This window comes from Fulvivirga sp. M361, assembly GCF_007097395.1.
GTDB lineage: Bacteria > Bacteroidota > Bacteroidia > Cytophagales > Cyclobacteriaceae > Fulvivirga.
On the sequence record NZ_VKDC01000020.1, the window covers coordinates 112,974 to 129,117 of the forward strand.

At 40.0% G+C, this 16,144-nt stretch carries 27 protein-coding genes; 26 read left to right on the forward strand and 1 reads right to left on the reverse strand.

All coding sequences use genetic code 11. The annotated features are described in order from the left end of the window. Window positions 1-29: 29 nt before the first annotated feature. Window positions 30-1,052: a hypothetical protein gene (locus FNH22_RS20500; RefSeq protein ID WP_143400308.1), complete on the reverse strand. Its 1,023-nt coding sequence runs from the start codon at window positions 1,050-1,052 to the stop codon at window positions 30-32. A 60-nt stretch (window positions 1,053-1,112) separates the two neighbouring features. Between FNH22_RS20500 and FNH22_RS20505 the strand changes: the two genes are divergently transcribed. From FNH22_RS20505 to map, 26 genes are all read left to right on the forward strand, one after another. Further along, window positions 1,113-1,436, forward strand: coding sequence for a 2Fe-2S iron-sulfur cluster-binding protein (locus tag FNH22_RS20505; protein WP_143400309.1), 324 nt, complete (start codon window positions 1,113-1,115; stop codon window positions 1,434-1,436). A gap of 62 nt (window positions 1,437-1,498) precedes the next feature. Continuing rightward, window positions 1,499-2,089: a thymidine kinase gene (locus FNH22_RS20510; protein WP_143400310.1), complete on the forward strand. Its 591-nt coding sequence runs from the start codon at window positions 1,499-1,501 to the stop codon at window positions 2,087-2,089. Beyond that, entirely contained in the window at window positions 2,086-4,326 is a 2,241-nt protein-coding gene (locus tag FNH22_RS20515; protein WP_143400311.1) for a two-component regulator propeller domain-containing protein, read from the forward strand. Before FNH22_RS20510 ends, FNH22_RS20515 begins: the two co-directional genes overlap by 4 nt. 64 nt (window positions 4,327-4,390) lie before the next feature. Continuing rightward, a complete protein-coding gene (recO, locus tag FNH22_RS20520; RefSeq protein ID WP_143400312.1) occupies window positions 4,391-5,041 on the forward strand; it encodes a DNA repair protein RecO in 651 nt (216 codons plus the stop codon). A 171-nt stretch (window positions 5,042-5,212) separates the two neighbouring features. Further along, on the forward strand, window positions 5,213-5,845 hold the full coding sequence (rplC, locus tag FNH22_RS20525) for a 50S ribosomal protein L3 (protein WP_143400313.1): 633 nt from the start codon (window positions 5,213-5,215) through the stop codon (window positions 5,843-5,845). Further along, window positions 5,845-6,477, forward strand: a complete 633-nt coding sequence (gene rplD, locus FNH22_RS20530; RefSeq protein ID WP_143400314.1) for a 50S ribosomal protein L4 — start codon at window positions 5,845-5,847, stop codon at window positions 6,475-6,477. Before rplC ends, rplD begins: the two co-directional genes overlap by 1 nt. After that, complete coding sequence (gene rplW / locus FNH22_RS20535) at window positions 6,477-6,764, forward strand: 50S ribosomal protein L23 (RefSeq protein ID WP_143400315.1); 288 nt, start codon at window positions 6,477-6,479, stop codon at window positions 6,762-6,764. The genes rplD and rplW overlap by 1 nt, the downstream gene beginning before the upstream one ends. Window positions 6,765-6,775: 11 nt before the next feature. Beyond that, on the forward strand, window positions 6,776-7,600 hold the full coding sequence (gene rplB / locus FNH22_RS20540; protein WP_143400316.1) for a 50S ribosomal protein L2: 825 nt from the start codon (window positions 6,776-6,778) through the stop codon (window positions 7,598-7,600). After that, complete coding sequence (gene rpsS, locus FNH22_RS20545) at window positions 7,600-7,878, forward strand: 30S ribosomal protein S19 (RefSeq protein WP_143400317.1); 279 nt, start codon at window positions 7,600-7,602, stop codon at window positions 7,876-7,878. The genes rplB and rpsS overlap by 1 nt, the downstream gene beginning before the upstream one ends. Window positions 7,879-7,880: 2 nt before the next feature. Next, window positions 7,881-8,264 (forward strand): 50S ribosomal protein L22, encoded by a 384-nt coding sequence (gene rplV / locus FNH22_RS20550; RefSeq protein WP_143400318.1) that lies wholly within the window; start codon window positions 7,881-7,883, stop codon window positions 8,262-8,264. Continuing rightward, complete coding sequence (gene rpsC, locus FNH22_RS20555; protein ID WP_143400319.1) at window positions 8,264-8,998, forward strand: 30S ribosomal protein S3; 735 nt, start codon at window positions 8,264-8,266, stop codon at window positions 8,996-8,998. The genes rplV and rpsC overlap by 1 nt, the downstream gene beginning before the upstream one ends. Before the next feature lie 42 nt (window positions 8,999-9,040). After that, entirely contained in the window at window positions 9,041-9,460 is a 420-nt protein-coding gene (gene rplP, locus FNH22_RS20560; RefSeq protein ID WP_143400320.1) for a 50S ribosomal protein L16, read from the forward strand. A 7-nt stretch (window positions 9,461-9,467) separates the two neighbouring features. After that, window positions 9,468-9,662, forward strand: coding sequence for a 50S ribosomal protein L29 (rpmC, locus tag FNH22_RS20565; protein WP_143400321.1), 195 nt, complete (start codon window positions 9,468-9,470; stop codon window positions 9,660-9,662). Window positions 9,663-9,670: 8 nt separating this feature from the next. Next, entirely contained in the window at window positions 9,671-9,928 is a 258-nt protein-coding gene (gene rpsQ / locus FNH22_RS20570) for a 30S ribosomal protein S17 (RefSeq protein WP_143400322.1), read from the forward strand. Between the two features lies 1 nt (window position 9,929). Next, window positions 9,930-10,298 (forward strand): 50S ribosomal protein L14, encoded by a 369-nt coding sequence (gene rplN / locus FNH22_RS20575; RefSeq protein ID WP_143400323.1) that lies wholly within the window; start codon window positions 9,930-9,932, stop codon window positions 10,296-10,298. A gap of 3 nt (window positions 10,299-10,301) precedes the next feature. Further along, window positions 10,302-10,640, forward strand: coding sequence for a 50S ribosomal protein L24 (rplX, locus tag FNH22_RS20580; RefSeq protein WP_143400324.1), 339 nt, complete (start codon window positions 10,302-10,304; stop codon window positions 10,638-10,640). Window position 10,641: 1 nt separating this feature from the next. Continuing rightward, window positions 10,642-11,193 carry a 50S ribosomal protein L5 gene (gene rplE, locus FNH22_RS20585; protein WP_143400325.1) on the forward strand — a complete coding sequence of 184 codons (552 nt, stop codon included), beginning with the start codon at window positions 10,642-10,644 and terminating at the stop codon, window positions 11,191-11,193. A gap of 6 nt (window positions 11,194-11,199) precedes the next feature. Next, window positions 11,200-11,469, forward strand: a complete 270-nt coding sequence (gene rpsN / locus FNH22_RS20590; protein WP_143400326.1) for a 30S ribosomal protein S14 — start codon at window positions 11,200-11,202, stop codon at window positions 11,467-11,469. Window positions 11,470-11,563: 94 nt separating this feature from the next. After that, a complete protein-coding gene (rpsH, locus tag FNH22_RS20595; RefSeq protein WP_143400327.1) occupies window positions 11,564-11,962 on the forward strand; it encodes a 30S ribosomal protein S8 in 399 nt (132 codons plus the stop codon). Between the two features lie 12 nt (window positions 11,963-11,974). Continuing rightward, complete coding sequence (rplF, locus tag FNH22_RS20600) at window positions 11,975-12,532, forward strand: 50S ribosomal protein L6 (RefSeq protein WP_143400328.1); 558 nt, start codon at window positions 11,975-11,977, stop codon at window positions 12,530-12,532. 7 nt (window positions 12,533-12,539) lie between these two features. Then, window positions 12,540-12,887 carry a 50S ribosomal protein L18 gene (gene rplR / locus FNH22_RS20605; protein WP_143400329.1) on the forward strand — a complete coding sequence of 116 codons (348 nt, stop codon included), beginning with the start codon at window positions 12,540-12,542 and terminating at the stop codon, window positions 12,885-12,887. Between the two features lie 7 nt (window positions 12,888-12,894). Beyond that, window positions 12,895-13,413, forward strand: coding sequence for a 30S ribosomal protein S5 (gene rpsE, locus FNH22_RS20610; RefSeq protein WP_143400330.1), 519 nt, complete (start codon window positions 12,895-12,897; stop codon window positions 13,411-13,413). Between the two features lie 4 nt (window positions 13,414-13,417). Then, window positions 13,418-13,597 (forward strand): 50S ribosomal protein L30, encoded by a 180-nt coding sequence (gene rpmD, locus FNH22_RS20615; protein WP_143400331.1) that lies wholly within the window; start codon window positions 13,418-13,420, stop codon window positions 13,595-13,597. A gap of 2 nt (window positions 13,598-13,599) precedes the next feature. Then, on the forward strand, window positions 13,600-14,046 hold the full coding sequence (rplO, locus tag FNH22_RS20620; protein WP_143400332.1) for a 50S ribosomal protein L15: 447 nt from the start codon (window positions 13,600-13,602) through the stop codon (window positions 14,044-14,046). A gap of 2 nt (window positions 14,047-14,048) precedes the next feature. Then, entirely contained in the window at window positions 14,049-15,359 is a 1,311-nt protein-coding gene (secY, locus tag FNH22_RS20625) for a preprotein translocase subunit SecY (protein ID WP_143400333.1), read from the forward strand. Between the two features lie 10 nt (window positions 15,360-15,369). Further along, window positions 15,370-16,143, forward strand: a complete 774-nt coding sequence (gene map, locus FNH22_RS20630; RefSeq protein WP_143400334.1) for a type I methionyl aminopeptidase — start codon at window positions 15,370-15,372, stop codon at window positions 16,141-16,143. Window position 16,144: the final 1 nt, after the last annotated feature.

The following is a 16,144-nucleotide window of genomic DNA, read 5'->3' on the forward strand; positions in this document are numbered from 1 at the left end:
GCCCTTTTGGTGCCAAATGCTTATGGGTCTTAATATCTTTTTCCAATGATCTCTATAAATTCCTGTACCTCTTCCGCTTCCATATCCCAGTTAGGAAACTCATCACCTAAATATTGAATGGCCTCCTGGTAACTCAGCAATTGTTCCAGTACATTTAAGACCTCACTAAATAGGGAATCATCACCATTAAAAAGGGTGTTGATGAACATAAACCGCTGATTCAGTGTGATGTTTTCGTTTATATTACTGATCTTTTGCTTTGCATGAATGTCGGCAATAGTTGTAGATTGTTTTACAGCCAGCTCATCATGAAGTGTTTTTGAAGTGTTCTCCACTTCCCAGGTCACTGTATCAACATCGGTCACAGAAGTTGGGTCATCGACAGACTCTGATTCTATAGATGTTGGGGAAATACCACTATCTTCCGTATAGATATCATTTTCGGTCAGAGGTACTACAGCTGTAAATTCGCGCAGGTATTCTTCAATGTCCTCAGGAGTATCATCAATGCTGGCAAATACATCATCCAGTAATTGCGGTAGATTATTTTGATCAATGGAAACAATATTTTGTTCTTCTACCTTTTCAATCAGCGCCTGCCACAGGTGGCGATTAACTTTCACATATTTTAACACCCTTTTCAGGTCTTCCATGTTCATGGAATCATCATTACGTTTTAATATATGGGTGTAAAAATCATAGGGGGAAAAGATGAGCAACACTGTTTCCTCAGTAGCGCTTTGATAAAGTGGTATGAAGTCCTTTTTATCTATTGAAATATGCCTTGAAAGAATATTCATAAATTCTTTTAAGGCAGCGTTTACCTCGGTGTTTTGATAATCGAAATACTGACTCTTTAGTTTTCCGGTTTCCTTTTGCCATTCCTTAAACAGGTTTTTAATGACAAAAAGATTGATCTGTCGAATGGGCTCCAACTCCAGGATCTCCTGTCCTGATATTTGTTGTTTATCTTTAAAGTATGCTTTGGCAATAGTGCGTGTGAAACGTTCACTGTATTTTTTTATACCTTCGCGATTCAGTCTGTTCTCCATGCAGTTATATAATCTAGCTTTATCGGGGTTCACGTTATCTCGATTTTAAAGTTACTTATTATGCCCAAAATCATCGTCAAAAATATGTCCAACCTTCAGGTAAAAACGGAAGGTAACACAACAATTTTGACAGCCCTTCAACACAGTCAGGTAGATTGGATGCATGCTTGTGGTGCTAAAGGACGATGTACCACTTGTAAGGCGATCATATTGAAGGGGATGAATAATCTGAATGCTCCCAATTTGCATGAAAAAAGATTCAGTCAATTAGGTCGACTGCGAAAGAATGAAAGGCTGAGTTGTCAGGCAGAATTAGGAGAAGGGGAGTTGGAAATTGAAGTCCCGAATAGTTCGAAATTACCTCATATAAGTTATTCATATTAACCTCTGTAATTACTTGCTTTTGTCAGGTGGATGAAGCGGTGCGGATTATTTATTTTTGAAAAATGTTTGTTGAACCCAATTTTGGAAAGGCGAAGAAAACCGGCTGGATAGAGGTGATCTGCGGATGTATGTTTTCCGGAAAAACGGAAGAACTCATTCGCCGTTTGAATCGGGCCCTTATAGCGAAACAGCGAGTAGAAATATTTAAGCCATCTGTAGATACACGATATCATGAAGTGGACGTTGTATCTCATAATGAAACATCAATAAGATCTACCCCCGTGGATTTTGCACATGATATCCTATTATTGGCGGGTGAATGTGATGTGGTGGGGATAGATGAGGCCCAGTTTTTCGATGAAACCATAGTAGAAGTTTGTAATAAACTTGCTAACAGTGGAAAAAGAGTGGTCATTGCCGGGTTAGACATGGACTTTGAAGGAAAACCGTTCGGTCCAATGCCTAACTTGCTGGCTACAGCAGAATTTGTAACTAAAGTACATGCCATATGTGCGCAAAGTGGTGAGCTGGCTTCGTTTTCATACCGGCTTACTGAGAACGAGGACAAAGTAATGCTGGGAGAAAAACATAAATACGAGGCCAGGAGCCGTGGTAGTTTCATAGAAGGTATAAAACAAAGGAAAAAGAAGTGAAAAAATTTTGCGCTTTAATAATAGGTCTGGCGTTTTGTAATATAGCTGGAAGCCAGGATATTCCTATAGGTACCTGGCGTACTCACTTTTCCTACAATTCAATCATTAATCTGGCTGATGCAGGCAACAAAACATTTGCTTCATCACCCTTAGGGATAATGGTCTTCGATAGTGAGGATAATAGTCTGACAACGATCGCTAAAATAAACGGACTGCAGGAAGGGGATATATCGGCGTTACACTATAATGATAATGGAGGACAGCTCTACGTTGGTTACCGAAGTGGTAACCTGGATGTGATAACGGATACAGAAATTATTAACCTTGATTTGACCACAGACTCACAGGTCAATGGTTCCAAATCCGTTAACCAGATCTTTACATTTGGTAATTCAATTTTTTTGATCACAGATTTTGGTTTACTCAGGGTAAGCGCTGATGGGTTTGAAGTACGTGAGACCATACGGGAAATTGGATCCGGACGAGAAGCTGTAAAAGTATATCAGGGAGTGACATTGGGAGATTCATTGTTTCTGGCGACTGAGGATGGAGTATTAGCAACCAACATTACCAATAATGTCAACTTAGCAGATCCAAATGGTTGGAAACTTTTTGATAGTGAAGATGGACTACCCGGTATATCTTTTGAAGTCATTTTCAGATTAGATAATCAGGTGGTAGCAGGTGCATCCGGAAATGGTCTATATATCTACGGTGGTCAATGGACTAAAATCACTACATTGGAAAATGCAGTATTCAAAAAAGCCAGAACTTTATCCACCGGTGCTTTGATCATTGCGAATGAACAACTATTTGAACTTGACAACACTCTCCGGTTAACATCCCTCGCCAATGAGCTTGTTTCTAATCCTATGGATGCATTCAAAAAGAGTACCGGTGAATTGTTTGTGGGGGATCAATTAAATGGTTTGGTAACTGATTTTCAGGGTAGCTTCCAATCTCTTCGGCCTGCAGGGCCTTTTTCCAATGATGTATTTGAGCTGAACTATCAGAGCGGACAGCTATTTGCTGTTCCTGGTGGCTTCTCATCCGTTATCACCCCCTTAAGAAGAGACGGAGGATATAACCTTTTTAGCCAGGGTGATTGGGAAAGCAATACAAGTGGCAATCAGCTACCGGAATTTGATGACGTAACTGATGTAGTGGATCAACGTCGGCTGAACAGAATTGTTTTAGCCTCTGCCGGTTTTGGGCTAATGGTAATAAATGATGACGGCAATGTTCAAATAATCGATGAAAACACTGCTGGTAGCCCACTGATCAATACAAATACCTCAGGCAAGAACCTGATTGTTCCGGCAATATCCGGTGCACAAAATGGTTTATGGGTATTGAATTATGGAGCAAATACCCCATTACACTTTTGGCAGGATAATGACCAGTGGACTTCTTACACGCTTCCATCTCGTTTCTGTATTGATATGGTTGAAAGTGAAACTCAGCTTTGGATGATTGTTGATCCTAACAGAGGAGGGGGTATAATTGTATTAGATAAAAATTCCGGGGAGAGCAGAATATTGACTTCAACGGCAGGTGAGGGTAGCCTGGCTAGTAATACGGTAAATGCGCTTGCGGTAGATCGTCAAGGGTTCATTTGGATCGGGACTAATAGAGGGGTTTCTGTTGTTACCGATACCTTTTCAGCCATATCAGGACAGGTAGATGCCGTTGAACCTATCTTTGAAAACAGACCCTTACTCCGGGACGAAGAAATCACGGCCATAGCTGTTGACGGTGGAGATCGTAAGTGGATTGGCACTACAAGCGGTATTTGGCTTTTCGACCCACAGGCTGATAAGCAGCTGCTCAATTTTACAGAAGACAATAGTCCATTACTTTCCGATGAGATTCTTGACATAGCTATTGATCCTATTTCCGGCGAAGTGTTTTTAGCCACACCCTTAGGAATATTATCCTACCGTGAAGGCGCTACAAGAGGTGATAATACACACAGGAATGTAAAAGTATTTCCTAATCCGGTAACACAAGATTTTCAAGGTACGGTAGGTATTTCGGGTTTGGTCCGGGATGCACAGATCAGGATCACAGATGCCAGTGGTAAACTTATCTGGAAAACCAGGGCAGCAGGGGGAACTGCTACCTGGCAGGTACGGGATTATAATGGAAATAGAGCTGAAAGCGGCATTTATCTCATATTTAGTGCTGATGACAATGGAGAGGAAACCTATATTGGCAAGATAGCAGTAGTCAATTAATTTGTAGAAAAATGAGCCCTCTTAATTACATGTCGAAAGGAAGTATTAATTAAGGGATAGAAGAATGCTTCACAAAACCAGGGGAATCGTTTTTAAGTATTTCAAATATCGGGATACTTCTATCATAGCTAAGATATTAACAGAAAAACTGGGATTGCAGACCTATATTGTTAACGGTATTCGTAGCAAGAATGCAAGGGGTAAGATTGCACTTTTTCAGCCACTCAGCCTGTTAGATCTGATTGTCTACTATAAACCAAATGCAGAAATAAACCGGATATCAGAGGTAAAATCTGCTGAACTCTATCAAAATATGCCTTATAAAGTAATTAAATCTTCCATAGGTGTATTTCTTGCCGAGGTGCTTTATAAATCTGTGAAGGAAGAAGGTGAGATAACAGAAATGTTCCGATTTATATATGATTCAATGATCATTTTGGACCAACTGGAAACAGGTTTTGAAAACTTCCACCTTCAGTTCATGTTAAAATTTACCAAATACCTGGGGTTTGGTATTGATAGCGCTTTTATGCAGGAAGTTCCTCTATTGGAGTCTAATGTTCGCAAGCTCCTGTTTGCACGTTATGATGAGCACATCAATATCTCAAACGAGGATCGTCGAAGTCTTTTGAACCTCATCATAGGGTTTTACAAGACCCACATAGATTCATTTGGTGAACTAAAGTCTGTGAATGTACTTCAAGAAGTATTATGAACAAAAGCCTACAGTAATTTAGCCTGTTCCTGACTTTACATTAGAAGTGTGTTATCATCTTAAAATTTTAACACTACTATTTGCTTCCTCAACTATAGTTTCTATCTTTGCAGTCCTTTTGCGTAAAATCCGCAGAGGTCAAGGCATTCATTTGCTTTAATACATAACAAAATGTCTGGTATAATAGGAAGAAAAATCGGTATGACTAGTGTCTTTGGTGCCAATGGTAAGAACATACCATGCACGGTTGTAGAGGCTGGTCCTTGTGTTATCACACAAGTGAAGAACGAGGAAACGGACGGGTACACCGCCGTACAGTTAGGTTTTGGGGAACGAAAGTTGAAAAATACACCCAAAGCTTTGTTAGGACATTTCGAGAAAGCCAATACTACTCCTAAAAAGGAAGTGGCGGAGTTCAGAGATTTCCGAATTGAATTTGAAGGAGGAGTGCAGTTGGGACAAGAAATTAAGGTTGAAGATGTATTCCAGGAAGGTGATTTTGTTGATGCCATTGGCACTTCAAAAGGTAAGGGCTTTCAAGGGGTAGTCAAAAGGCATAATTTCGGTGGTGTTGGACAAAGAACTCACGGTCAGCACAACAGAGAGAGGGCGCCAGGTTCCATTGGAGGAGCTTCTTATCCTGCACGCGTTTTTAAAGGAATGCGAATGGCGGGTAGAACAGGTGGCAATCGCGTGAAAGTAATTAACCTTCAGGTTGTTAAAATTGTACCTGAGAAGAATCTGATTTTGATCAATGGTTCTATTCCCGGTGCTAATAATTCAACTGTAATTCTGGAGAAATAATGAACGTAGCAGTAGTAACATATAACGGGGAAGATACGGGAAGAAAAGTAACTCTTTCCAAAGATATCTTTGGCATCGAACCTAATGATCATGCTATATATCTGGATGTCAAGCAATACTTGGCCAATCAGAGGCAAGGCACGCACAAATCGAAAGAAAGAGCGGAAATAACAGGTTCTACCAAGAAGCTGAAAAGACAAAAAGGAACAGGTACAGCTCGTGCGGGTAGTATTAAGTCTCCATTGTTTAAAGGAGGAGGCCGGGTATTCGGTCCCAGACCAAGGGATTATTCCTTTAAGTTGAATAAAAAGTTGAAGCAACTGGCGAGAAAGTCGGCATTGGCATATAAAGCAAAAGATAAGTGTATCAATATAGTGGAGGACTTTTCTTTTGAAGCTCCTAAAACTAAGGAATACATCAAGATGCTTTCTTCGCTTTCTGTGAGTGATAAGAAGACGTTATTGGTGCTTTCGGAGTCCAATCAGAACGTGGTTTTGTCAGGTAGGAATATACAGAATTCAAAAGTGACTACCGCTGATAAGTTAAATACCTTTGACGTGTTAAATGCTGACAACCTTATACTAAGCGAGAGTTCTGTTGAGAAGATTGATAACTTATTAAAGAAAAAATAATGAGTGTTTTAGTAAAGCCGTTGGTTACTGAGAAAGTCTCTGCGCTTAATGAAAAAGGCAAATATGGTTTCGTAGTAAATCTCAAAGCCAATAAGGTGGAGATAAAGAAGGCCGTAGAGAAAATGTATGGGGTCACTGTGGAGGATGTCAACACAATGAATTATCTGGGCAAGAAAAAATCCAGGTATACCAAATCAAAGATCATTACAGGGAGATCGTCATCCTTCAAAAAAGCGATTGTAACAGTTGCTGAAGGAGACGTAATAGACTTCTACGGCGAAATTTAACTAACAAGAAGATGGCAATCAAAAAATTAAGACCGGTAACACCGGGACAGCGATATAGAACAGCGCCAGCTTTTACAGAGATCACCACGGCGACTCCTGAGAAATCTTTGCTTGTAACCAAGAAGAGAAGCGGCGGTAGGAATAATACAGGTAAAATGACCATGCGATATATGGGTGGTGGTCATAAGCAGAAGTCAAGGATCATAGATTTCAAACGTAATAAGTTTGATATTCCGGCGACTGTTAAATCTGTTGAATATGACCCTACAAGATCAGCGCGAGTGGCGTTATTATTTTATGCTGATGGTGCTAAGGCATATATTATAGCCCCTGAAGGTATAAAAGTAGGTCAAAAGGTGATTTCCGGTGAGAATGTAGCCCCTGAAGTAGGTAATACACTTCCGTTAAGTAAGATACCTTTGGGTACAATTATCCATAATCTCGAATTAAAACCGGGTAAAGGTGGTGCCATGGCTCGTAGCGCGGGTTCTTATGTACAACTCCTTGCTAGAGAAGGTAAATACGCTACCGTTAAATTACCATCAGGAGAGACTAGAAAAGTATTAGTAACTTGTTTGGCTACTATCGGCTCCGTGTCTAACTCTGATCACATGAATGTGAACTTGGGTAAAGCCGGTCGAAAACGATGGTTGGGTAGAAGGCCCAGAACAAGAGGTGTAGCCATGAACCCCGTTGATCATCCTATGGGTGGTGGAGAAGGTAAATCTTCCGGTGGCCATCCTAGATCCAGAAATGGTCTTTTAGCGAAAGGTAAAAAAACCAGGGCTCCTAAAAAGTATTCTAATAATCTAATCATCAGTAGAGGTAAAAAATAATGGCTAGATCGCTTAAAAAAGGACCTTACATAGATTTCAGACTCGTGAAAAAAGTCGACGTCATGAATGACGCCGGAAAGAAATCTGTCATCAAAACATGGTCAAGAAGATCAATGATATCTCCTGACTTTGTTGGACACACATTCGCTGTTCATAATGGTAATAAATTCATACCTGTTTATGTAACTGAAAACATGGTTGGACACAAACTGGGTGAGTTTGCTCCTACCAGAAATTTCAGGGGTCACGTAGGTAAGAAAGATAAAGGAAGAAGATAATTATGGAGGCTGTAGCTAAACTTAATAATGTGCCGACTTCACCACGTAAGATGCGTATGGTCGCAGATCTTATAAGGGGTGAGAAAGTCAACAAAGCGCTGAACATTCTGAAATTTGAGCCTAAGCAAGGAGCAGCTCGATTAGAGAAGTTGTTGATGTCAGCAATCTCTAACTGGCAGCAGAAAAACGAAGACGTCGATCTTGAAGACGCAGATCTTTTTATAAAAGAGATTAGGGTCGATAGTGGCAAAGTGCTTAAAAGATTACGACCCGCGCCACAGGGAAGAGCTCACAGGATCAGAAAGAGATCTAATCATGTTACCATGATTTTAGATAGCATGGCGCCGGTAGCTGTAGAAACTGAAGAAAATAAAGAAGACAAATAATGGGACAAAAAGTTAATCCTATTGCCTTTAGACTTGGAATCGTAAGAGGTTGGGATTCTGCCTGGTACGGAGGTAATACTTTCTCTGACAAGTTGGTAGAGGATCATAAAATAAGAAAATACGTTCAGGCAAGAATTCCTAAAGGTGGAATTTCTAAAGTAGTTATAGAGCGGACACTGAAAAGAATTACGCTTACGGTGCATACGGCTCGTCCCGGAGTTGTTATTGGTAAAGGTGGTGCAGAAGTTGATAAAATTAAGGAGGAGTTGAAAAAGCTGACGAGCAAAGATGTTCAGATCAATATTTATGAAATAAAACGGCCTGAATTGGATGCTAAGTTGGTAGGAGAGTCTGTTGCTCAGCAGCTTCAGGCAAGAATATCCTACAGGCGTGCTATGAAGCAGGCAATTGCTTCAGCAATGCGCGTAGGTGCTCAAGGTATAAAAATAAAGGTATCTGGACGTCTGGGAGGTGCAGAAATGGCACGTTCAGAGCAATATAAAGATGGAAGGATTCCGTTACATACCCTTCGTGCAGATATAGATTATGCTATAAGTGAAGCAAATACCGTATATGGAAAAATAGGTATCAAAGTGTGGATCTTCAAAGGAGAAGTTTATGGAAAAAGAGATTTATCTCCTAACATAGGCATTGGTAATAATGCTCCCGGAGGAGGCCCAAGAGGTGGAAGGAAAAGACCTGCTGAAGGTGCGAAAAGAAGAAGAGGTAATTAAAAGATTTTAGTGGCGTTCAACGCACGTTAAATAGACGACGAAATGTTACAGCCAAAGAGAGTAAAATTTAGAAAAAAGCAAAAAGGCAGAATTAAGGGTATAGCTCAAAGAGGACATTCCATTGCCTTTGGTGCTTTTGGTATCAAAGCTCTTGAGCCAGGGTGGATTACATCAAGGCAAATTGAAGCAGCCAGGATAGCCATGACCCGTGCTATGAAAAGGGAGGGACAAGTTTGGATAAGAATATTTCCGGATAAACCTGTGACTAAGAAACCCGCCGAGGTAAGGATGGGTAAAGGTAAGGGTGCTCCTGAATATTGGGTAGCTGTTGTAAAGCCCGGTACTATACTATTCGAAGCCGGTGGTGTAAACATAGAGCTGGCGAAGGAAGCCCTGAGATTGGCGCAGCAAAAGCTCCCTATCAAAACAAAGTTTGTAGTACGTAGAGATTACACGGAATAAAAGAAAGATGAAGAATTCAGAAATAAGAGCCCTTAGTCTTGAGGAGCTACAACAAAAACTTGTAGGCGAAAAGGAAGCTTACCAAAAGCTGACATTCGCTCATGCTATCTCTCCTGTAGAGAATCCTATGAAGATCAAAGAAACAAGGAAGTTGATCGCCAGACTGCAAACAGAAATAAAGGCTAAAGAACTCGCTAATTAAGTATCATAATGGAGGCCAGAAACGAAAGAAAAGAAAGAATAGGGCAGGTAGTTAGTAATAAGATGCAGAAGTCTATTACTGTATCCGTTCAAAGAAAAGAAAAACACCCTATCTACGGTAAATTTGTTAACAAAAGTACCAAATTCACGGCCCATGACGAGAAAAACGAGTGTGGTATAGGTGACACCGTCAAGATCATGGAAACCCGACCTTTAAGTAAGCAAAAAAGGTGGCGATTAGTTGAAATTATAGAAAAGGCTAAATAACATGGTACAGCAAGAATCAAGATTAAACGTAGCGGATAACAGTGGTGCAAAGGAAGTACTGTGTATTCGTGTTTTAGGAGGTACAGGAAAACGTTACGCGTCCGTGGGAGATAAGATCGTTGTATCAGTGAAATCAGCCATGTCATCGAGCAGCCTGAAAAAGGGCACTGTATCACGTGCAGTTGTGGTGAGAACCAAAAAAGAAGTGAGAAGAAAGGACGGTTCTTATATTCGTTTTGAGGACAATGCAGCAGTTCTACTTACAGCCAATGACGAGCCTAGAGGTACACGGATTTTTGGCCCTGTAGCCAGAGAGTTGCGTGAAAAGCAATTTATGAAAATCGTTTCTTTAGCGCCTGAAGTATTATAAACCATGGAAAGGAAAAAAAATATAAAGCCAAAGCTACACCTTAAAAAAGGTGATACAGTGAAAGTTATTTCTGGTAACAGCAAAGGCAAATCTGGTAAGGTTTTGGAAATCATTACCGCAAAAAGTAGAGCGATTGTTGAAGGTGTTAATATAGTAACAAAGCATATCAAGCCTTCTGCCAATCAGCCAGAGGGTGGCATAGAAAAGACAGAAGCTTCAGTTCATATCAGTAATCTGATGGTGGTTGATCCTTCGAATGGCGAAGCTACCCGAGTGGGTAGAAAAGCTAACAGCGAAGGTAAATTGCAAAGGTATTCCAAGAAAACAGGAGAATTCATTTAAGATGGCAGCACCTAGATTAAGAGAAAAATATACAAAGGAGGTAGTACCGGCGTTGAAAGATAAGTTTCAATATAGCTCGGTTATGCAAGTTCCGAAAATTGAAAAAATTTGTATCAACAAAGGAATCGGCGCCGCAGTAGCTGATAAAAAACTTGTTGATACAGGTATTGAAGAACTTACTTTGATCACCGGTCAGAAAGCAGTACCTACCTTATCAAAGAAATCTATTTCTAACTTTAAGTTAAGAGACGGAATGCCTATTGGAGCAAAAGTCACGCTCAGAGGGCAAAAAATGTACGAATTTATGGACAGGTTAATGTCTGTAGCTTTGCCGAGGGTACGCGATTTCAGAGGTATTAGTGATAAAGGGTTTGATGGAAGGGGTAACTATACACTTGGTGTAAAAGAGCAAATAATATTCCCGGAGATTAGCATTGACAAAGTCAATAAGATTAATGGAATGGATATAACCTTTGTTACTTCTGCAAATACTGATGAAGAAAGTTATGAATTGCTGAAGGCATTTGGAATGCCCTTTACCAGCAAAAATTAATATATTATGGCAAGAAAGTCCGTTATAGCAAGAGAAATCAAAAGAGAAAAACTTGTAGCTAAGTATGCTGCTAAAAGAAAGGCTCTCAAGGAGGCAGGGGATTATGATGCCCTTGATAAGCTTCCTCGGAATGCCTCTCCTGTTAGATTACACAACAGGTGTAAACTAACAGGTAGACCAAAGGGATACATGAGAAAATTCGGTATTTCAAGAGTAACATTTAGAGAGATGGCGTCTGCGGGGAAGATCCCAGGTGTCACTAAAGCAAGCTGGTAAAAGAAACTCTTTTCACTTTTGTTCATAAAGAATGTTTTGTATCTTTGCAGGCCCGTTTCATAGGGGTGCAATTTTGTTTTAGAATAATAAAAAGATGACAGATCCAATAGCTGATTATTTAACCCGCTTACGCAACGCCTTAAAGGCTGGTCATAGGGTTTTAGATATACCTGCTTCTAACATAAAGAAGGAGATCACGAAAGTGCTCCACGAGAAGGGTTATATCTTAAATTATAAATTTGAGGCAGAAAAAAATTATCAGGGTAATATCAAAATTGCTTTGAAATATAATCTGGAGACTAAAAAGCCGGCAATTTTCCATCTGGAGAGAGTCAGCAAGCCTGGTCTTAGGAAATACGTTAAAGCTGATACTATGCCACGTGTTTTGAATGGACTAGGTGTAGCGATCATATCAACGTCTAAAGGTGTTATTACTGATAAAGAAGCGCGTGATATGAATGTCGGTGGTGAGGTTTTGTGTTACGTATATTAATAAATTATAAGAATGTCAAGAATAGGGAAAAAACCAATCAGTTTGCCCGCAGGCGTTAGCTACAATTTCGATGAGAAATCTGGTGAAGTTGTGGTGAAAGGTTCTAAAGGTGAGCTAAAACAAAGAATTGACCCTTCCTTCAAATTGGTTGAAAATGAAGGAGTGCTGACTTTAGAAAGACCAACAGAACAGAAGAGACATAAGGCTTTACATGGCCTTTATCGATCATTGGTGAATAATATGGTAATTGGAGTAAGTGAGGGTTTTGCCAATCAATTGGAATTGGTAGGTGTGGGATATAAGGCTACTGCACAGAATAATGTTCTGGAACTTAGCCTGGGGTATTCTCATAATATCTGGATGGCGGTTCCCGGCGAACTTAAAGTTACGGCTATCACCGAAAAAGGAAAGAATCCGATCGTTACACTGGAAGGTTCTGATAAACAATTATTGGGTCAGGTAACCGCTAAGATACGATCATTAAGAAAAGTAGAGCCATACAAAGGAAAAGGTATTCGATTTGTAGGTGAAGATATAAGACGTAAAGCTGGTAAGCAGGCTGCTAAATAATTGATCTATGGCATTTAATAAATATAAAAGAAGGCTTAGAATAAAAAGAAGTGTTCGAAGCAAAGTGTCTGGTACAACTGAAAAGCCAAGATTGTCAGTTTTCAAGAGTAATAAAGCTATATATGCTCAAATAATCGACGATACAAATGGCCATACTATGACCTCGGTTTCCTCATCTGAGATGGGTAATCAAGGAATTAATATGGAAGTATCCAAGGGTGTCGGGAAAAAGTTGGCGGAGAAAGCTTTGGCAAGTGGTATAGAGCGAATAGTATTTGATAGAAACGGATATATCTATCATGGAAAAATAAAAGCATTGGCTGAAGGTGCTCGTGAAGGAGGTCTAAAATTTTAATATAGGTATGTCTCAGAGTAATATAAGATCAGTAAAGGCAAGCGAAATAGACCTCAAAGAGAAGGTAGTTGCCATCAAAAGAGTCGCTAAAGTAGTAAAAGGTGGACGTAGATTCAGCTTTTCTGCTATTGTAGTGGTGGGTGATGGAAATGGTGTAGTTGGATACGGTTTGGGTAAAGCCAATGAGGTGACAGATGCTATCACCAAAGGGATTGATGATGCAAAAAAGAACCTTGTTAAGGTGCCTATCATTAAAAGCACAGTGCCTCATCAGGCGATCGGTAAATTTGGCGGTGGTTTCGTTTTGTTGAAACCGGCTGCTCCCGGTACCGGTGTTATAGCGGGTGGTGCCATGCGGGCTGTTTTGGAAAGTGCTGGTGTGCATAATGTACTGGCCAAGTCTAAAGGGTCTTCAAACCCTCATAATGTGGTCAAAGCTACATTTGACGCACTGACCAATATGAGAGATGCTTATACAGTAGCTCAGAATAGAGGGATTTCATTAGCTAAAGTTTTTAATGGATAACGAAATGGCGAAAGTTAGAATTTCTCAAATCAGAAGTACAATCAAGCGCCCGGAAAATCAAAAGAGAACTATCAAGGCTCTTGGTTTGGGTAAGATCAATAGATCCGTGGAGGTGGAATTAACACCTCAGATAAACGGCATGATTAATAAGGTAAGCCATTTAGTATCTGTAACCGAATTATAATTATGAAGCTAAATACATTAAAGCCTGCTAAGGGTTCGGTGAAAAGTAGGAAGAGAGTTGGTCGTGGACAAGGTTCAGGAAGGGGAGGCACTTCTACAAGAGGACATAACGGGGCTAAATCAAGATCTGGTTATTCTCGAAAAGAGGGTTTCGAAGGCGGACAGATGCCATTGCAAAGGCGAGTGCCCAAATTTGGTTTTAGAAATCCAAATCGAATAGAATATAAAGCGATCAACCTGTCTACGTTAGAAGGGTTAATTGCTAAAACCAAAGCGACTGTTGTTGACATAGAGTTAATGGTGAGCAATGGTTTGGCTGCTAAAAAGGATTTAGTGAAAATTCTCGGTAATGGCGAGCTTAAGACTAAAGTTGATGTTACGGCTCACGCTTTTTCTGAGAGTGCGTCTAAGGCTATAGAGGCTTTAGGAGGGAAAGTGACCCAGTTATAATCATGAAAAAGTTTATATCTACCATAAAGAATATCTTTTCAATTGAGGACTTAAGGGTAAGGATTTTGAATACAGTCGGATTCCTTATCATTTTTAGACTTGGTTCTTTCATTGTAATACCTGGTATTAATCCGGAGAAATTGGTAGCAGCTGGGGGTATATTCGATTTCATTAATACCTTTTTAGGGGGGTCATTTAGTAGAGCTTCGATCTTCGCTTTGGGTATTATGCCCTATATATCTGCTTCTATTGTTATTCAACTATTGACCGTTGCTGTTCCTTACTTTCAGAAATTACAGAAGGAAGGCGAATCTGGAAGAAAGAGATTAACGCAGATAACACGTGTTTTAACAATTGCTATAACCGCAGCACAGGGAGGAAGTTATTTAGCAGCAACAGTGCCTGCTGATGCAATACTGTATCCAGGCATTTTCTTTAATGTCGGAGCTATTATTATACTCATCACAGGAACGATGTTCTGTATGTGGTTAGGTGAAAAGATAACAGATAAAGGTATTGGCAATGGAATATCAATGCTAATAATGATTGGTATAATCTCCAGATTCCCAGCGTCACTTTGGTACGAAATAGTCGAGGATAAAGCCCTCAATGGGGCTTTAATGTCTGTTTTGGAAATTGTGGCATTGTTTTTCGTAGTCATGGCAGTAGTTGCCTTAGTGCAGGCTACCAGACGCATACCTATTCAATATGCGAAACAAGTGGTAGGTAATAAGTTATATGGAGGTAAAAGAGATTACATTCCTTTAAAGGTGAATGCCTCCGGTGTGATGCCAATCATTTTTGCACAAGCACTTATGTTTATCCCATCAATGGTGGCGGGACTTTGGAGAGATAGCGAAATAGGTGCATATATCGGATCAACATTCAGTGACCCTTATTCATGGCAGTATAATCTTTTATTCGGACTGTTGATACTTATCTTCACATTCTTTTATACAGCTATTACGGTTAACCCAAATGACATAGCGGATAACCTTAAACGAAACGGAGGGTTTATACCTGGAATTAAACCGGGGAAACAAACTTCCGAATTTATCGATCAGATACTAACGAAGATAACACTACCAGGATCTATATTTTTGGCAATGATAGCGGTTATTCCTGCTTTTGCAGTACAGGCAGGTATCACTCCTAATTTTGCCCAGTTTTATGGAGGTACATCATTACTCATTATGGTGGGTGTGATATTAGATACTTTACAGCAGATAGAGAGCTATCTATTGATGAGGCACTATGAGGGGATGATGAAGTCGGGTAAGGTAAAGGGGCGTTCTCAAATTGCTGCTGCATAGATTGTCTTAAATGGTTAAATATAAAACCAGAGACGAGGTTGAAATAATAAAAGAAAGTGCGCTGATCCTGGGAAAAGCGCATGGCGAGGTTGCCAAAATTATTAAGCCGGGTGTTAAAACCATCGAGCTGGATAAGTTGGCGGAAGAATACATTAGGGATCATGGTGGATCACCATCATTTAAAAACTTTAATGGGTTCCCTTCGTCACTATGTATTTCATTGAATGAAAATGTAGTACATGGTTTTCCTGGAGAATACGAGCTGAAAGATGGAGACATAATTTCCGTAGACTGTGGAGTATTCTATAAAGGGTTTCATAGTGACTCAGCCTATACCTATCCGATAGGTAAGGTATCTTCGGAGGTTGATCAGCTACTTAAAGCGACGAAAGAGTCGCTTTATAAGGGAATTGAGAAAGCGATATACGGAAATCGTATAGGAGATATAGCTTTTGCAATCCAGAATCATGTTGAACAGTATGGTTATGGCATAGTACGTGAGCTTGTAGGGCATGGATTAGGAAAGGATTTACATGAGAGTCCGGAGGTTCCGAATTATGGTAAAAGAGGTAAGGGGCCTTTATTAAAAGAAGGGTTGGTTATTGCCATAGAGCCTATGATCAATTTGGGTACTAGAAGTGTGGTACAGGAAGCAGATGGCTGGACAATAAGAACAGCAGATCGAAGACCATCAGCTCACTTTGAACATACTGTTGCAATTTTTAAAGAAGGAACTGAGGTCTTGACGACCCATAAATATATAGAAGAGAACTTTATATCTTGAA

Coding starts and splice junctions, on each gene's coding strand:
- rpsN (WP_143400326.1), top strand. CDS start 11,200: ATGGCAAGAAAGTCCGTTATAGCAAGAGAAATCAAAAGAGAAAAACTT.
- FNH22_RS20510 (WP_143400310.1), top strand. CDS start 1,499: ATGTTTGTTGAACCCAATTTTGGAAAGGCGAAGAAAACCGGCTGGATA.
- secY (WP_143400333.1), top strand. CDS start 14,049: ATGAAAAAGTTTATATCTACCATAAAGAATATCTTTTCAATTGAGGAC.
- rpmC (WP_143400321.1), top strand. CDS start 9,468: ATGAAGAATTCAGAAATAAGAGCCCTTAGTCTTGAGGAGCTACAACAA.
- map (WP_143400334.1), top strand. CDS start 15,370: ATGGTTAAATATAAAACCAGAGACGAGGTTGAAATAATAAAAGAAAGT.
- rplC (WP_143400313.1), top strand. CDS start 5,213: ATGTCTGGTATAATAGGAAGAAAAATCGGTATGACTAGTGTCTTTGGT.
- rplN (WP_143400323.1), top strand. CDS start 9,930: ATGGTACAGCAAGAATCAAGATTAAACGTAGCGGATAACAGTGGTGCA.
- rpsS (WP_143400317.1), top strand. CDS start 7,600: ATGGCTAGATCGCTTAAAAAAGGACCTTACATAGATTTCAGACTCGTG.
- rplV (WP_143400318.1), top strand. CDS start 7,881: ATGGAGGCTGTAGCTAAACTTAATAATGTGCCGACTTCACCACGTAAG.
- rpmD (WP_143400331.1), top strand. CDS start 13,418: ATGGCGAAAGTTAGAATTTCTCAAATCAGAAGTACAATCAAGCGCCCG.
- rplX (WP_143400324.1), top strand. CDS start 10,302: ATGGAAAGGAAAAAAAATATAAAGCCAAAGCTACACCTTAAAAAAGGT.
- rpsQ (WP_143400322.1), top strand. CDS start 9,671: ATGGAGGCCAGAAACGAAAGAAAAGAAAGAATAGGGCAGGTAGTTAGT.
- rplF (WP_143400328.1), top strand. CDS start 11,975: ATGTCAAGAATAGGGAAAAAACCAATCAGTTTGCCCGCAGGCGTTAGC.
- rplE (WP_143400325.1), top strand. CDS start 10,642: ATGGCAGCACCTAGATTAAGAGAAAAATATACAAAGGAGGTAGTACCG.
- rpsH (WP_143400327.1), top strand. CDS start 11,564: ATGACAGATCCAATAGCTGATTATTTAACCCGCTTACGCAACGCCTTA.
- rplB (WP_143400316.1), top strand. CDS start 6,776: ATGGCAATCAAAAAATTAAGACCGGTAACACCGGGACAGCGATATAGA.
- recO (WP_143400312.1), top strand. CDS start 4,391: ATGCTTCACAAAACCAGGGGAATCGTTTTTAAGTATTTCAAATATCGG.
- FNH22_RS20500 (WP_143400308.1), bottom strand. CDS start 1,052: ATGGAGAACAGACTGAATCGCGAAGGTATAAAAAAATACAGTGAACGT.
- FNH22_RS20505 (WP_143400309.1), top strand. CDS start 1,113: ATGCCCAAAATCATCGTCAAAAATATGTCCAACCTTCAGGTAAAAACG.
- rplR (WP_143400329.1), top strand. CDS start 12,540: ATGGCATTTAATAAATATAAAAGAAGGCTTAGAATAAAAAGAAGTGTT.
- rplO (WP_143400332.1), top strand. CDS start 13,600: ATGAAGCTAAATACATTAAAGCCTGCTAAGGGTTCGGTGAAAAGTAGG.
- rpsC (WP_143400319.1), top strand. CDS start 8,264: ATGGGACAAAAAGTTAATCCTATTGCCTTTAGACTTGGAATCGTAAGA.
- rplP (WP_143400320.1), top strand. CDS start 9,041: ATGTTACAGCCAAAGAGAGTAAAATTTAGAAAAAAGCAAAAAGGCAGA.
- rplW (WP_143400315.1), top strand. CDS start 6,477: ATGAGTGTTTTAGTAAAGCCGTTGGTTACTGAGAAAGTCTCTGCGCTT.
- rpsE (WP_143400330.1), top strand. CDS start 12,895: ATGTCTCAGAGTAATATAAGATCAGTAAAGGCAAGCGAAATAGACCTC.
- rplD (WP_143400314.1), top strand. CDS start 5,845: ATGAACGTAGCAGTAGTAACATATAACGGGGAAGATACGGGAAGAAAA.